Origin of the sequence: Vibrio hangzhouensis, from assembly GCF_900107935.1 — a bacterium.
Taxonomy (GTDB): domain Bacteria; phylum Pseudomonadota; class Gammaproteobacteria; order Enterobacterales; family Vibrionaceae; genus Vibrio; species Vibrio hangzhouensis.
This window is the reverse complement of the sequence record NZ_FNVG01000018.1, coordinates 43,138-57,909: the sequence shown is the minus strand read 5'-3', so window position 1 is coordinate 57,909 and position 14,772 is coordinate 43,138. Positions and strand designations below refer to the sequence as shown.

12 protein-coding genes are annotated in these 14,772 nt (G+C 47.2%); 7 read left to right on the top strand and 5 right to left on the bottom strand.

The features are described 5' to 3' along the window. The first annotated feature begins 67 nt into the window (after nucleotides 1–67). Complete coding sequence (locus tag C4S60_RS16690) at nucleotides 68–2,065, top strand: HAMP domain-containing methyl-accepting chemotaxis protein (RefSeq protein WP_103881500.1); 1,998 nt, start codon at nucleotides 68–70, stop codon at nucleotides 2,063–2,065. A gap of 57 nt (nucleotides 2,066–2,122) precedes the next feature. Here the strand turns inward: C4S60_RS16690 and C4S60_RS16685 are convergent, their stop codons facing one another. From C4S60_RS16685 to C4S60_RS16665, 5 genes are all read right to left on the bottom strand, one after another. After that, a complete protein-coding gene (locus C4S60_RS16685; protein WP_103881499.1) occupies nucleotides 2,123–2,590 on the bottom strand; it encodes a YjiG family protein in 468 nt (155 codons plus the stop codon). Then, nucleotides 2,587–3,324 carry a nucleoside recognition domain-containing protein gene (locus C4S60_RS16680; protein WP_103881498.1) on the bottom strand — a complete coding sequence of 246 codons (738 nt, stop codon included), beginning with the start codon at nucleotides 3,322–3,324 and terminating at the stop codon, nucleotides 2,587–2,589. The genes C4S60_RS16685 and C4S60_RS16680 overlap by 4 nt, the downstream gene beginning before the upstream one ends. Nucleotides 3,325–3,635: 311 nt before the next feature. After that, entirely contained in the window at nucleotides 3,636–4,763 is a 1,128-nt protein-coding gene (locus C4S60_RS16675; RefSeq protein WP_103881497.1) for a ribosomal protein uL16 3-hydroxylase, read from the bottom strand. A 93-nt stretch (nucleotides 4,764–4,856) separates the two neighbouring features. Continuing rightward, nucleotides 4,857–6,134 carry an NAD(P)/FAD-dependent oxidoreductase gene (locus tag C4S60_RS16670; protein WP_103881496.1) on the bottom strand — a complete coding sequence of 426 codons (1,278 nt, stop codon included), beginning with the start codon at nucleotides 6,132–6,134 and terminating at the stop codon, nucleotides 4,857–4,859. Between the two features lie 14 nt (nucleotides 6,135–6,148). Continuing rightward, nucleotides 6,149–7,588 carry a glutamine synthetase family protein gene (locus C4S60_RS16665; RefSeq protein ID WP_103881495.1) on the bottom strand — a complete coding sequence of 480 codons (1,440 nt, stop codon included), beginning with the start codon at nucleotides 7,586–7,588 and terminating at the stop codon, nucleotides 6,149–6,151. A 208-nt stretch (nucleotides 7,589–7,796) separates the two neighbouring features. Between C4S60_RS16665 and C4S60_RS16660 the strand changes: the two genes are divergently transcribed. The 6 genes from C4S60_RS16660 (at nucleotide 7,797) to C4S60_RS16635 (ending at nucleotide 14,728) form a co-directional block, all read left to right on the top strand. Continuing rightward, the gene (locus C4S60_RS16660) at nucleotides 7,797–9,128 is read left to right on the top strand and encodes a glutamine synthetase family protein (protein ID WP_103881494.1); all 1,332 of its coding nucleotides are present in this window, start codon (nucleotides 7,797–7,799) and stop codon (nucleotides 9,126–9,128) included. Between the two features lie 133 nt (nucleotides 9,129–9,261). Then, a complete protein-coding gene (locus tag C4S60_RS16655; RefSeq protein ID WP_103881493.1) occupies nucleotides 9,262–10,611 on the top strand; it encodes an aspartate aminotransferase family protein in 1,350 nt (449 codons plus the stop codon). Nucleotides 10,612–10,669: 58 nt separating this feature from the next. Next, nucleotides 10,670–11,779 carry an extracellular solute-binding protein gene (locus C4S60_RS16650; protein WP_103881492.1) on the top strand — a complete coding sequence of 370 codons (1,110 nt, stop codon included), beginning with the start codon at nucleotides 10,670–10,672 and terminating at the stop codon, nucleotides 11,777–11,779. A 53-nt stretch (nucleotides 11,780–11,832) separates the two neighbouring features. Continuing rightward, on the top strand, nucleotides 11,833–12,975 hold the full coding sequence (gene potG, locus C4S60_RS16645) for a putrescine ABC transporter ATP-binding subunit PotG (RefSeq protein ID WP_103881491.1): 1,143 nt from the start codon (nucleotides 11,833–11,835) through the stop codon (nucleotides 12,973–12,975). After that, nucleotides 12,972–13,889 carry a putrescine ABC transporter permease PotH gene (gene potH / locus C4S60_RS16640; protein ID WP_103881490.1) on the top strand — a complete coding sequence of 306 codons (918 nt, stop codon included), beginning with the start codon at nucleotides 12,972–12,974 and terminating at the stop codon, nucleotides 13,887–13,889. Before potG ends, potH begins: the two co-directional genes overlap by 4 nt. Beyond that, complete coding sequence (locus C4S60_RS16635) at nucleotides 13,886–14,728, top strand: ABC transporter permease subunit (RefSeq protein WP_103881489.1); 843 nt, start codon at nucleotides 13,886–13,888, stop codon at nucleotides 14,726–14,728. Before potH ends, C4S60_RS16635 begins: the two co-directional genes overlap by 4 nt. Nucleotides 14,729–14,772: the final 44 nt, after the last annotated feature.

Genomic DNA, 14,772 nt, shown 5'->3' with positions numbered 1-14,772 from the left:
TTGTTTAATTTTGACGGTGATTGCCGATATAGTGACAAGTTAGTCAGAATTACTCAGAGGTTTAAGGATGAAGCTCTCGATATCAGGTAAGCTCAGAATCAGTTTTCTGACGCTTGGTGTACTTTTTATCGTCTCGTCACTATTTGTCTATCGAAGTGTGCAGGGATTACAGACGGAAACGCAGTCGTTATTACTGAACGACTTGCCAACCGTGGATGCCAGCCGCCAGTTTGGACAGTCACTTCAGACTACCGTTTCAGAGTTACGTGGCTATCTGTTGCTGGTGGGGTCGGAAGAACAGGTGAGCCAGTACCAGAGCCAAGTGTTGGGGCATATCGATAACGTCGATGTGCAATTGATTAGCCTGGAGTCATTAATCACAGCCGAGCAATATCAGACAATCAGTGAAAGCTGGACGGCGATTCGTTCCACTGCCAGTGAAATTTTGTCTTTGGGTCATTCGGATGAAAACCTGCCAGCCCATACTCTTTTTATTAATGAAGCAGCTCCAATAGCAGAAGTGGCTCTAGACCAACTTCAGGGGCTGATTAATGATGAGGCAGGACGAACCGAAGGTGGAGATCGCAAGCGTCTGTTCAAACTCTATGCCGATGCCTACAACTCGCTCGCCAATGCTCTTGCGTCACTACGTGACTACTTGCAGTACGGTGCGTCGGATTATCTCGATAAATACCATGATTTGATGAAACATCACCAAAACGTGGTAACTCAAATCGGCTACAAACTGGATTATCTGAGTGACAGTGACCAGAGCTTATGGTCATTGTTTAATGAAATGAAGTCGCTGTATGTACCTTTAGCAAATCAAGTGATTGAACTTAGACAATCGGACAATTGGAATCAGTCCAATCGTCTGATGGCAGAATCTTTGCTTCCTGCCATCAAACAGGTTCAGGATGAGCTTAATGCGATTGTGTCATTCCAGCAGCAAAATGCACTGTCGACGGAACAAAGCCTTACCCGCAGCGTTACAACTCTGATGATGGTGTTGGCATTGGGTTGTGTTGTTTTCCTTATAGCGGCTGTTATTGTCTCTCAAGTGTTGGGTCACCAGATTGGCACTCGTATATCTAAGATAGCTAACCGCGCGCACCTTATCGCCAATGGCGACGTGTCTAGTGAACCTCTTGAGGTCACAGGCAGCGACGAACTTTCAGAGCTTACGCACTCAATCAACGCTATGAATCAGTCTTTGTCTCATTTGGTTGGTCAAGTGACTCAGAGTGTTCAGGTTGTCGAGCACAGGATGAAAGAACTGACCCAAAATAGCCGACAGAGTTACAGTCAGGTAGAGCTGCAGTCAGCTCATGTAGATGAAATTGGGCATTCTTTATCTGAAGTTGCGGTGGGCGCAGAGCAAACAGCGAGCCAGGTTCAGATTTCTTCAACTGCGTTGATTGACGCAAAGCAAGAGCTTGTCTCAGGTGAAGAGGAACTGACTAATAACCACAACAATATGATTTCTATGGTCACGGCCATCGAGACGACACAACAGTTGGTTGAGCAATTGAACAATGAAAGTCAGGCGATTGGCAAAGTGACGGAAGTCATCGAGGGACTGGCGGAACAAACCAACTTGTTGGCGTTGAATGCTGCGATTGAGGCAGCCAGGGCTGGTGAGCAGGGGCGCGGGTTTGCTGTAGTTGCGGATGAAGTACGTATGTTGGCAAGTCGCACGACAGAGTCAACAACAGAAATCAACACGATCATTCAGGCCATTCGCTCTTCCACTGGCAGGGTAGTCGAGCAGATCAAAGAAGGCACGACCATTGCGTCGCAAGCGATGAGTCAAACCAGTGGAGCCCTGTCACGTATTCAGTCTTCAGGGAAGCAAGTCGAACTGGTTAACGATCAGATGGCCAGTCTCGCGGCCACTGCCGAGCAACAAGCGGTCGCCACACAATCGATCTCGAAATTGGTCAACAATATTAATGAGTCTCTCAAGTCGGTCGCAGAACAATCAAGAGAAGCAAACCAAACTACGGAGCAAGTCACGCAAAATGTAGGACAGCTCCAATCTCAAGTCGCCAGTTTCAAAGTCTAAAAAAAACGCCCTTCAAACTGAAGGGCGTTTAATTCTGTCTTTAGGCCCCCAGGACTTCTAAACTAAAATGTTCATCAAGAACATTGCGCCAAATGCATTCAGTACCGAGATAGCAATCATAACCGGAATATAGCGACCTTCGGTTCCAATTGGCCCCATGATGCGACCCATATATTGAATCTGAGAGCCCATAAGGTAGATAGCTGGAGCCAGGATCGCGATGTGTGTGCCATTGAGAATGCCCTGATCAAACAAGGTAATCACCACGCCGACGGCACCACCCATTGACATCCATGCGCCGATCAGTACCGCAGCTGCTTCACCGGGTAAGCCAAACACGGCCATAACGGGAGAGAATATGGCCCCCATCGCATCTAAAGCTCCAGTGATTTGCAGCGCTTTGATGATGACGAATGCCATCAACACATTAGGTACAGTAGAAGTAGTCGCAATGACCCAGCCCTTTTTCGCACCTTCAACGAAGATGTCAGTAACCATAGGTTTTTTTGCTTTCACTTCGCTCATGATGCGGCCCCCTGTTTAGCTAGAGATGGTTCATCTTTGCCTGTTTTGTCTTCTTTGCCTTCAGTGATGTTCAGGTACAAGCGGAACAGGTTCGCCCCTACAAATTTAAACAAGAACATCACGGCTACCGCCAGGCCAATTGATGAAGAGACGGCCAGAGAACCATCCATCATAGTCAAAGTGAACAGTACCGCACCCGAAGAGAAGAAGTTCACGATGGCAGCACCTGCAGTGAACTGGAACATGGTAAAGACATCGGTCTCTCGTTTGCTAAGATGGCCTTCGTCTTTCAGTTGACGGGTCATTGCCGCGCCGGCATCGGTGCTCTGCAGTGAAGCGATAAGAGCCAGGCCCGAATTACCCGGGATGCCCATTAGTGGACGAAGAAGGGGAGAGAGAAGTTTACGAGCCGCATCCAGAGCACCGTAATGCTCCAGAACGTTAATCATCCCCAGTGCAAACATCACGGTCGGGATCAACGTGAGGGCAAAAATGAAACCGTCCCGGGCACCGCTGCCGCCTACACCGCGAAAGGAGGTCGTTGCTGCTTGAACGCCCGCCTCGGTTTCAGTGACATTGTGTGCCACCTGACCAAATGCGCCATTCAAAGTAGTGAAGTCGAAAACTCCGTACCATTCGTTGGACTGGAGTAAACCAGAGAAAAACACGATAGCAAAAGCCAGGGCAATGTAGCTTCCTATCGTTACCTTACGTTCTTTCGTTGTATCAGACATATGACAACCTTAGTTTGTGGAACAGTGTGCATAGTCTGAGGAATTTGATGTGCTAGAGAGATGATCGTGGTCAATTGGAATATGTATTTAGGGAAACCAAAAGTAACAAAATATATATCTGTGAAAGAGCTTCAATAATAGATATAGCTCTGCTAATCCTAGTGTTAATTTATCTAATGCATTTTCGAAACGCAGGCAAAAAATGGTCATTATCCTAGGAAAGATGTGTGCAGTTCGTGATGTATGTTTAGCGATTTTGCTCGCAGAGAAGGTGCGTCCTTCGCAGCGAGCAATGTGATGGCTTTACAGACCTATTCTGAATACCAGTATCCTTTATTGATTAGGTCTGTGAGTAGAGAAACTCCTTGCGGAGACAGTTCTGCATCAGAGACTTGTTCGGTATTGGTCAACTGAGAGACGAGAGGGGTCAGGTTTTCAGGAACCTTGAATACTTCACCATTGATGTAGACAACATTAGGTTCGTCTTCATGAATCAGAGCTCTCAGTCCCGATACTTTGTAAAATTCTCCACCGTTTGCCAGATGTTCGGCAACCTCTTCTGAGGTCCATTTTGGTGACGGCTCAATGATATTGAGTTGGTGTCTGGACTGGCTGAGCATGCAAGCGATGAAGTCTTTCACGATGGTTTGATTATCAAGTTGTGCTCGTAACATGGCTGACAGAGTGTCGAGGTCACTGGTTGAAATCTCACCTTGATTGGCCTGTGTTCCAAGCTCAGGTTTATGCATATGGGCATCGCCCATGTCGTGTGCCAGTACATAGTCGGCAAAGTTGCTGATCAACTCTTGTTCTTTTGGCGAGCGGAAACCAATGGAATAACTCAGTGAGGGTTCTAACGCATAACCGTCATGTGGGAAGCCTGGTGGAATATACAGAATATCACCAGGTTCAAGAACCTGATCAATGTCGGCGTCAAAAGATTCGATTTGGCGTAGCGCCTCGTGGCGCTGCGTCTCTTTGTATTGACCTGTGTCCTTTGCACCCACTCGCCAATGACGTTTTCCCATTCCCTGAATAATGAACACATCGTATTGATCAATATGAGGCCCAACACCACCCCCTTCGACCGAATAGCTAATCATTAAATCGTCAAACAGCCATTGAGGTATTTGCTTGAAGGGGGTTACTAGCTCTGCAGCACCAGCATGCCAATGATTTGCAGCCTGAACAATGAACGACCAGTTTGACGGGGCAAGTGTTTCAAACTTTTGTTGATCGAAAGGGCCATGCTCTGCGCTCCAGTTATCATTCAGATTTGAGACAAAACGTGAGTCGATTTCTTCTTCCATTGTCAGACCCGCCAGTTCTTCCGGTGTAATAGGATCCTGGAAGTTGGCAAAACCGCCTTTGATGATCGTGGGCTGTTTTTGCCAATAATTGGAAAGGAAGTCGTCGAGAGAGAAAGTGAGTTTATACATAATTCGGTCTGTTGATTTGAAGGCAGCGAGATTCTAACAAAAAAGCCAGCAAAATGATTGCTGGCTTTGGTAATAAGCGAGTGACATGGTTGCCTATAGAAGATCTCTGACTCTGTAGTAGGACATGGCTAGCACGAGGGCTGGAGTTCTGAGTAATCGACCGCCAGGGAAGGGCATATGGGGTATCTTGTCGAAAATGGAGAAGCGTTCAGCGGTGGTGGCCACACATTCTGCCATTAAGGTTCCCGCCATTCCGGTTGCCGCGATGCCGTGCCCTGAGAATCCCTGCGCGAAGTAGACGTTTGGTTTCAGGCGTCCAAAGTGCGGGGCTCGGTTCATGGTAATGGCGACATTCCCACCCCAGGCGTAATCGATTTTTGCATCAGATAACTGAGGGAAGATATCGACCATGCGTCCGCCCATGGCTTTTTCAAGATTGAACGGCGCGACACCAGAATAACTGACTCTGCCTCCAAAGAGCATGCGGTGGTCACCGGAGCAACGGAAATAATCAAGTACGAAGTTAATATCGCAAGCGGCAATATGATCTTTCATCAGAGCCCCTGTGACGTCCTCACCTAAAGGTTCAGTTGCACAAATATACGTGCCCACTGGCATTACTTTGTTTTCCAGTTTGGATTCCAGCCCTTCCATATAGGCGTTGCAGGCTAAAATGACATGATTAGCTTTGACTTGACCTTGCTGGGTGTAAAGTGTCGCCGGATCTCCGTGTTCAATTTTGTGAACGCCGCTGTCTTCGTAAAACTCTGCGCCAGCCAGTTTAGCCGCATTGACCAGGCCTAATGTGTAGTTCAGTGGGTGCAGATGACCACTATTACTGTCAAACATGCCGGAGGTATACTTAGAGCTGGCAATGCGATCGTGTACTTGTTCGCGATCCCACATTTCCAGAGAATCGTAGTCGTAATTCTGGGTCAGGTCGTCATACCAGGCCTGAAGTTCTTTATCATGGCGTGGTTTTACACCAACGTGCACCATACCGTCTCGCCAGTCACAATCAATATTGTATTTAGCGATGTTCGATTTGGTCAGCGCCAGTGCTTCAACTGAGATATCCCAGAGTTTTCTTGCATCAGACTTTCCGACCAGCCTCTCCAACGTATGCTGCTCCGACGCCCAGCCAAAAATGGCCTGACCGCCACTGCGGCCAGATGCGCCCCAACCAACTCGATTGGCTTCCAACACAATGACTTTAAACCCTTTGTTAGCAAGCTCTAGTGCTGCAGTGGCTCCGGTGATTCCAGAGCCTATCACACAGACATCGGCAACATGGTCTCCCTCAAGTCTGGGAAAATCGAAATCCTGATTTTTCGATGCTGCGTAGTAAGAGTCTGTGTGGTTAACTTTCATCGTGTGTCCTTAATTTATTTATACCATTTATATTCCAGAGGAGAGACTTGTGCAGAAAAGCGTGCTTGTTCATGCTTTTTATTGGCCAGATAGACTTTACAAAACTCCTCCCCAAAGCTGTTTTTCATAAACTGACTGTTCTCAAATTCATGCAAAGACATGTCCCAGGAAATGGGAAGCATGGGAAGCTCTAAAAGTGACGCGTCTCCTTCGATAGGAGCTGGCGGCGTAAGTTCGTTTTCAAGCCCATCTAGTATTGAGGCTAACAGAACCGCGACAGTCAGATAGGGATTCACGTCTGCACCGGAAAGACGATGCTCGATACGTTTGTCAGCGATGCCACTGGCCGGTACACGAACGGCAACAGTGCGGTTATCCCAACCCCAGGTCGCGTGAAGCGGAACAAACATATTGGGTTGCAGCCTGCGGTAGGAGTTGGCATTAGGGGCGAATATCGCCATGCTGTCTTCGAGATGAGCCAGTACACCGGCAATCGCGTTCAGCAGCAGCTGTTCATTTTCACCGAAAACATTATTTCCATGACTGTCCTGCAAGCTGATGTGGATGTGGCAGCCGTTTCCAGCATATTCGGTATAGGGCTTGGCCATAAAGTTGGCATAAAAACCGTGTTTCTTGGCGACCGCTCTCACCACACGTTTGAGTAGCATGGCCTGATCGCAGGCCAGAAGAACATCGTTGGTGTGTTTTAAGTTCACCTCAAATTGACCGGGTGCGTATTCCGCAGTGATGTTGTCTGCTGGAATGTTCTGTTGTTCGCATGTCGAGATCACTTCATCAAGAAACGCTTTAAACTCGTCCAGTTCTTCCAATGAATAGACCTGAGTTTGTGTCATCCTCTCACCACTGATAGGCATAAGCGGAGGCTGAGGATTGCCCGCTTCGTCAGGTTCTAAATCTTGCAGATAGAACTCCAACTCCACTGCAACGCAAGGATTGAGACCTTTGGCACTGAATTTGGCTAATTGATCTTCCAACACATGGCGAGGATCAGCAAAAAACGGTTGGTGAGTAATAGGCTCGTACATGGTCACAATGGCTTGGGCACTGTTCTCTTGCCAAGGCGTTGTGGTCAAAGAGCTGGCGACCATGCGACAAATTCGGTCACCGTCACCTTTTTCAAACCCCAAGCCAGTTTCTTCTACCGTTTCACCGCATATATCGAGGGCGAAAACAGAAGCAGGAAGACAGATACCTTGATCGAGAACTTTGTTAAGTTGAGAGACCGGGACACGTTTTCCTCTCACAACGCCGTTCATATCAAACAGAATCAGATCGAGCGTGGTGACACTGGGATGCTGTTCGATAAATCGTTCAATTGTTAGTTTTTCGTGACTGGTCTGCAGCGGCTCGATGTTGTCAGCACTGTTTGAAAGTTGACTTGTTTCCACTGTGGCTCCTCCACTTACCTCAACATTTCCATATGTTTCAGGCATTTTCTATTTAGCCTGTGCGTTGTTTGCTTTTTAACCATAGACATAATGTTCAGTAAAACACAACACTAATGTATATAAAATGTTAATCACTGTCTCAAAAGTTGCAAAATAATTAACATATTTGTTTGACAATTGTACAGCTTGATGCCAAAGCTAAATGGGAGCTTATTGATACATTCGTTGTTCAACTGACGAAAAAGAAGGATTTATGGAAACGATTAGGAAATGGATAGAAGAGAATAGGATCACAGAAGTAGAGTGCCTGATACCAGACATCACAGGTAACGCCAGGGGCAAAATTATGCCCGCCAAAAAATTTCTTCGAGAAGGAGGAATGCGTCTTCCCGAAGTGGTTTTTTTTCAGACGGTTACAGGCGACTGGCCCGATGATGAGAGTATGATCGACCTGACGGAAAAGGACATGGCGTTAGAGCCAGACCCGAATACTATTCGTTTCGTTCCCTGGACTAAAGAACCAACAGCACAGGTGATTCATGATTGTTACACCGTGAATGGTGACCCCGTAGATATCTCTCCCAGAGCTGTGTTACGTCGGGTTCTGGATCTCTATAAAAAGGAAGGCTGGCAACCTGTTGTGGCACCGGAGCTTGAATTCTTTCTTGTTCAAAAAAACCTCGACTGGGATTACCCATTAGAGCCGCCAATTGGTCGGAACGGCAGGCCGGAAACGGCTCGTCAGTCATTTAGCATTGACGCTGTGAATGAGTTCGATCCGATCTTTGAAGACATGTACGACTATTGCGAGGCGCAGAATCTTGATGTTGATACGTTAGTTCATGAATCTGGTGCGGCTCAAATGGAGCTGAACTTCGACCATGGTGAACCCTTAGATCGTGCCGACCAGGTGTTTTTGTTCAAGCGCACCGTTCGAGAAGCGGCACTACGACATGATGTGTACGCCACATTTATGGCCAAGCCGATGGAGGATGAACCAGGCAGTGCGATGCACATTCACCAGAGTCTGGTTGACGCAAAAGGCAAAAACCTGTTTTCAAACGAAGACGGCTCTAACAGCGAACTGTTTATGAACTATATCGGTGGGATGCAGAAGTATACCCCTGCGGCCATCGCCTTTTTTGCTCCAAATGTGAATTCCTATCGCCGCTTGGTGTTTGGTGACTCTGCGCCAACGAATGTGGCGTGGGGAGAGGACAACCGTACGGTTGGGCTACGTATTCCGGTCTCCGACAAGAACTCTCGTCGTTTAGAAAACCGTTACGCGGGAGCCGATGCTAACCCTTATCTAGCGATGGCACTGACTTTGGCTTGTGGTTATTTGGGGATGAAGAAAAAGCTTACACCGACCGCGCAAAGCACAGGTGACATGACGACGGAGCCGTTTACCTTACCTCATACGCTAGAAGATGCTTTGGTTCAACTGGAAAACAGCGACGAACTGCGCGAGATCTTAGGCGACCGATTTGTGTCCGCTTACGTGGCAATTAAGCGTAAGGAATACAAAACCTTCTTCCAGGTGATTAGCTCCTGGGAAAGAGAGTTCCTGTTGCTGAATGTCTAGAACACAACATTCAATGGCGTCAAGTCACTCGAATTGAGGATTGGCATAGCCTTACATTCGTAGTGGACTTAATAGGTCGTTATTTACACAGATAATGACCTCAAAACCTACAAACAGAATAATGGAATTTAATATGTCTAAATGGATAGAACAAGATAGTGCACACTGCTTGCACCCATTCACTAACTTCAAAGCACTTAATGACAAGGGTTCGCGTGTGATCACCCGGGCTGAAGGCGTGTACATTTACGATGAGGATGGCAATAAGATCCTCGATGGTATGGCCGGTCTGTGGTGTGTGAATATGGGCTACAACTGTCAGCCACTGATCGATGCTGCAACCAACCAACTAAAGGAGTTGCCGTATTACAATTTGTTTTTCCAGACGACACATCCACCGGCAGTTGAGCTCTCTACCTTATTGGCTGAAGTGGCTCCCGAAGGCATGAATCATGTGTTCTTCACGGGTTCTGGCTCTGAGTGTAACGACACGGTAGTGAGAATGGTTCGCCATTATTGGTCTAGTCTGGGTAAGCCCAATAAACAAACGATTATCAGCCGTAAAAACGCGTATCACGGCAGTACGATGGCTGGGGCAAGCCTTGGCGGCATGGCATTTATGCATGCTCAAGGTGGACTTCCGTTACCGAATATTACCCACATCGATCAGCCCTACCACTTTGGTGAAGGACAGGGAATGGACCCTAATGAGTTCGGGTTAGAGCGAGCTCAGCAGCTAGAGGCAAAAATCCTTGAATTGGGTGTGGAAAACGTTGCGGCCTTTATTGCAGAACCGATTCAGGGCGCTGGTGGTGTGATCATTCCACCTGACAGCTACTGGCCTGAGATTCAACGTATTTGTGATAAATACGAGATCCTGCTTATTGTTGATGAAGTGATTTGTGGCTTTGGCCGTACCGGTGAATGGTTTGCAAGTCAGACGTTCAATATCAAACCTGATTTGATGTGTATGGCAAAAGGGATCACCTCAGGATACCTGCCGTTGGGTGGGGTTATGGTCAGAGATCACGTAGCGAAAGTGTTGACAGATGCTGACACTGAATTTGCTCATGGCTTTACCTATTCAGGCCATCCAGCTGCGTGTGCGGTTGCCATCGCCAATATCAAAGAAATGCAAAAACACAACATTGTGAACCGCATAAGAGAAGACATCGCCCCTTATTTTGCCGCTCGCTGGCAAGAGCTTCTTCAACATCCAATGGTTGCCGAAGCGAGAAGCAAGGGGTTGGTGGGAGCCATCGAGCTTGTAAAAGATAAATCGACCAATGAACGTTTTGACAAAGAACTGGATGTCGGCACTCAATGTCGCGAACACTGCTTTGCTGCAGGCGTTGTGCTGAGAGCAGTGGGTGACACTATGATTTGTTCTCCACCGCTGATCATCACTCGTGCTGAGATAGATCAGTTGGTCGAAAAAGCCAAAATAGCATTAGATAACACACTCGCCGACGTTTCGCAGTAGCCGACGAGAACTATACCAGAGGGTATTAAACAAAGAGCAAACAGGAACGGAGATCCAAATGGAGAAAGTAAAAGCATACTTTGGTGTGGCGTTAGGGATGACTATCGGGCTTAGCTCGATGACGGCCAATGCTGCTGAAGAAAAAGTGCTCAATATTTACAATTGGTCAGACTACATTGCGGAAGATACGATTGCGAAATTTGAAGCCGAAACCGGAATCAAAGTCGTTTACGATGTATTTGATTCAAACGAAGTTTTAGAGGCGAAAATTCTATCGGGAAATACCGGGTTCGATTTGGTTGTACCGAGTAACGACTTTCTGGGACGTCAGGCCAAAGCCGGTGCATTTCAGAAGTTAGATAAGTCTAAGCTGACAAACTACAAGAATCTGGATCCTAAGTTGATGGGAATCTTGGCGGATACCGTGGATCCCGATAATGCTTATTCAGTGCCTTACTTATGGGGTACTACCGGTATCGGTTACAACGTAGCGAAGGTTCAGGCCGTGCTGGGTGACGATGCACCGGTTGATAGTTGGGATCTCGTGTTCAAGCCAGAGAACATGGAAAAACTCAACAAGTGTGGTGTGGGTTTCTTGAATGCGCCAACTGAAATCATGGCGGCTGCGCTGAATTATATCGGCAAAGATCCAAACAGTACCAATCCAAACGACTACAAGAAAGACGCTTTGGAGTTGCTCAAACAAGTTCGTCCATACGTGACCTACTTCCATTCATCGCAATACATCAATGACCTAGCAAACGGTGATATCTGTGTGGCGATCGGTTGGTCGGGTGACGTTCTTCAAGCGGCAGATCGCGCCGCTGAGGCAGACAATGGTGTAGAAGTCGCGTACTCGATTCCTAAAGAGGGCGCATTGGCTTGGTTCGACCTAATGGCGATTCCAAAAGAGGCGAAGCACCCAGAGAATGCTCACCTATTTATCAACTATCTGCTGCGCCCAGAAGTGATTGCTGAAATCAGTAACTACGTTTGGTATGCCAACCCGAACCCACCTTCACGCGAGTTTATTGATGCTGAGATTTTAGAAGATCCAGGTATTTACCCAAGTGAAGAAGCTCAGGCGAAGCTGTATAGCTCCAAGATGTTACCTCATAAAACATCACGTGCAATGACGCGTGCCTGGACTGACTTTATCAAGAACTGATAACCACTTTTTGGCGACTCGCTTTGGGTCGCCATTCTTGTTTGGAGATTACCATGACAGTGATGTCACTCGATACAGAGCTCAACCATCAACACGTTTCACCGGTGCCACCGAAACCACTATTAGAAATTCGAGGCCTGACCAAGGACTTTGACGGGCATATGGCGGTAGACAATATTGACCTGACAATTAATCAAGGCGAACTCTTTGCTCTGCTTGGTGCGTCGGGCTGCGGAAAATCAACCTTACTTAGAATGCTGGCGGGATTTGAGCAACCTACCGTGGGACAGATTATTCTCGATGGCGAAGATTTGGCGGATATCCCGCCGTACAAACGCCCGGTGAATATGATGTTTCAGTCCTATGCACTTTTCCCACACATGACGGTCGAGAAAAACATTGCTTTCGGTTTGAAGCAGGATGGCATGCCCAGTCAGGAAATCGCCAGTACGGTCAAACACATGCTGGAACTGGTTCGTATGACAGACTTTGCCAAGCGAAAACCTCATCAATTGTCTGGTGGGCAGAAACAGCGTGTGGCCTTGGCAAGAAGTCTGGCAAAAAAACCGAAATTACTGCTGCTTGATGAGCCAATGGGAGCCCTGGACAAGAACCTGCGCGAGAAAATGCAGCTCGAAGTTGTGGATATTCTGGAAAGTGTTGGCGTGACTTGTGTCATGGTGACGCACGATCAGGAAGAAGCGATGACAATGGCAAGTCGCATTGCCATTATGAATAAAGGACAATTTGTACAAATTGGGTCTCCAGAAGCCATCTATGAACACCCTAACTCCAAGTTTGCGGCCAAATTTATTGGCTCGGTGAACATCTTTGAAGGCGTATTAGAAACCAATTTGAGCGATAAATCGACGGTACGCACACCGGATCTGAGTAACGTTATCTCCATCAGTCACGGGGTATCGGGCGCTCCGGGGATTCCGCTCATGATCGCGGTAAGACCTGAGAAAATGACTCTGTGCGAACATCCTCATCACTCATCAAACCATTGTTCAGGGGTGGTAGAAGACATCGCATACATGGGGAATCAGTCTATTTATCACGTCAGGCTGGATTCAGGCAAACTGGTGACGGCTACGATGCAAAATACCAGTCGTGTAAGAAAAGGGATGCCAACGTGGGAGCAGCGTGTGAACCTGTGTTGGGACATGGAAAGTTGCGTGGTACTGAAACTATGATAAAAAAAGCCAAACTGGATATTTGGCGCATTGTACCGACGCCAAAGTGTTTATTGCTTGCAGTGCCTTATGGATGGCTGCTGCTGTTCTTTTTACTGCCGTTTCTGATTGTATTCAAAATAAGTTTTGCGGAAGCTCAGATATCGATACCGCCGTACTCAGAGCTTCTGAGCTATGCGGAGCAACAGTTGCAGCTGTTACTCAATGTCGGGAACTATCAATACCTTATTGAAGATGATCTGTACGCTTCTTCATACTTACAGTCGATCCGCATTGCGTTTATTTCGACAGTGCTGTGTCTGGTGATTGGCTTTCCTATTGCGTGGGCAATTGTTCACTCTAAGCCTTCTACACGCAACGTGCTACTCATGCTGATCATTTTGCCGTCTTGGACCAGTTTCCTGATTCGCGTTTATGCGTGGATTGGTATTCTGAAAAACAACGGTTTGCTCAATAACGTACTGTTAATGGCGGGTGTGATTGATGAGCCCTTACAAATATTGCACACCGATACCGCAGTATACATAGGTATTATCTATACCTACCTACCATTTATGGTATTGCCTCTTTATACCGCATTGATGCGGGTGGATTATTCGCTATTGGAAGCGGCAAGTGACTTGGGCGCAAAACCTGTCACAACGCTGTTCAGCGTATTGGTGCCACTGACTCGAGCAGGAATCATTGCAGGTTCGATGTTGGTGTTTATCCCAGCAGTGGGAGAGTTTGTTATTCCCGAACTGCTAGGAGGCCCGGATACTGTTCTAATCGGCAAAGTTTTATGGCAAGAGTTCTTCAACAATCGAGACTGGCCAGTGGCGTCAGCCGTCGCCATCGTTATGTTGCTAATATTGATGTTGCCAATTCTGTGGTTCCATCGTTACCAAAAACGTGAACTGGAGGTTCAAGGATGAACGATATCCCAGTCTACAACAACAAGCTGAAGTGGGTGATTTTGGCAGCCGGGCTGACCTTTCTTTATCTGCCAATCTTAATTCTGATTATCTACTCCTTTAACGAAAACCGTTTGGTGACGGTTTGGTCTGGATTTTCATTGAAGTGGTATTTTGAGTTACTGGATGACGACCTGCTAATGGGCGGTGTTAAGCTGAGCTTATTGATTGGTTTTTTGTCGGCAAGTGCAGCCGTAGTTTTAGGTACCATTGCCGCTTTTGTACTTAATCGTTTTGGTAAGTTTAAGGGTGAAACCGGGTTTGCTTTCATGATTACGGCGCCATTGGTGATGCCTGAAGTCATCACTGGTTTGTCTTTATTGCTGCTGTTCATTGCAATGGGGCAGGTGTTCGACTTGTTTAGTCAGCGTGGCATGATGACCATTTGGATTGCTCATGTTACCTTCTGCACCGCCTATGTAACGGTTGTGGTGAGTTCACGACTGCAAGAGGTGGATCGCTCGATTGAGGAAGCAGCAATGGACTTGGGTGCGCCCCCGTGGAAAGTATTTTTCCAGATTACGTTACCTTCGATTGCACCTGCAATTCTGGCTGGGTGGTTGTTAGCATTCACTCTGTCACTGGACGATCTGGTCATTGCCAGTTTTGTATCTGGTCCGAGTGCTACTACGTTACCTATGGTGGTATTCTCAAGTGTGCGCCTTGGTGTCAGTCCGAAGATTAATGCCTTGGCGACGTTGACCATACTGGCTGTATCTTGTGCTACGTTTATTGCCTGGTGGATGATGGCGAAAGCGGAAAAGCGTCGATTGCTTGAGGCCAAAATGAGTCAGCAGTAACACCGCACAAAATGGAATTGTAGCGTTTAATACCACTAGGGAGA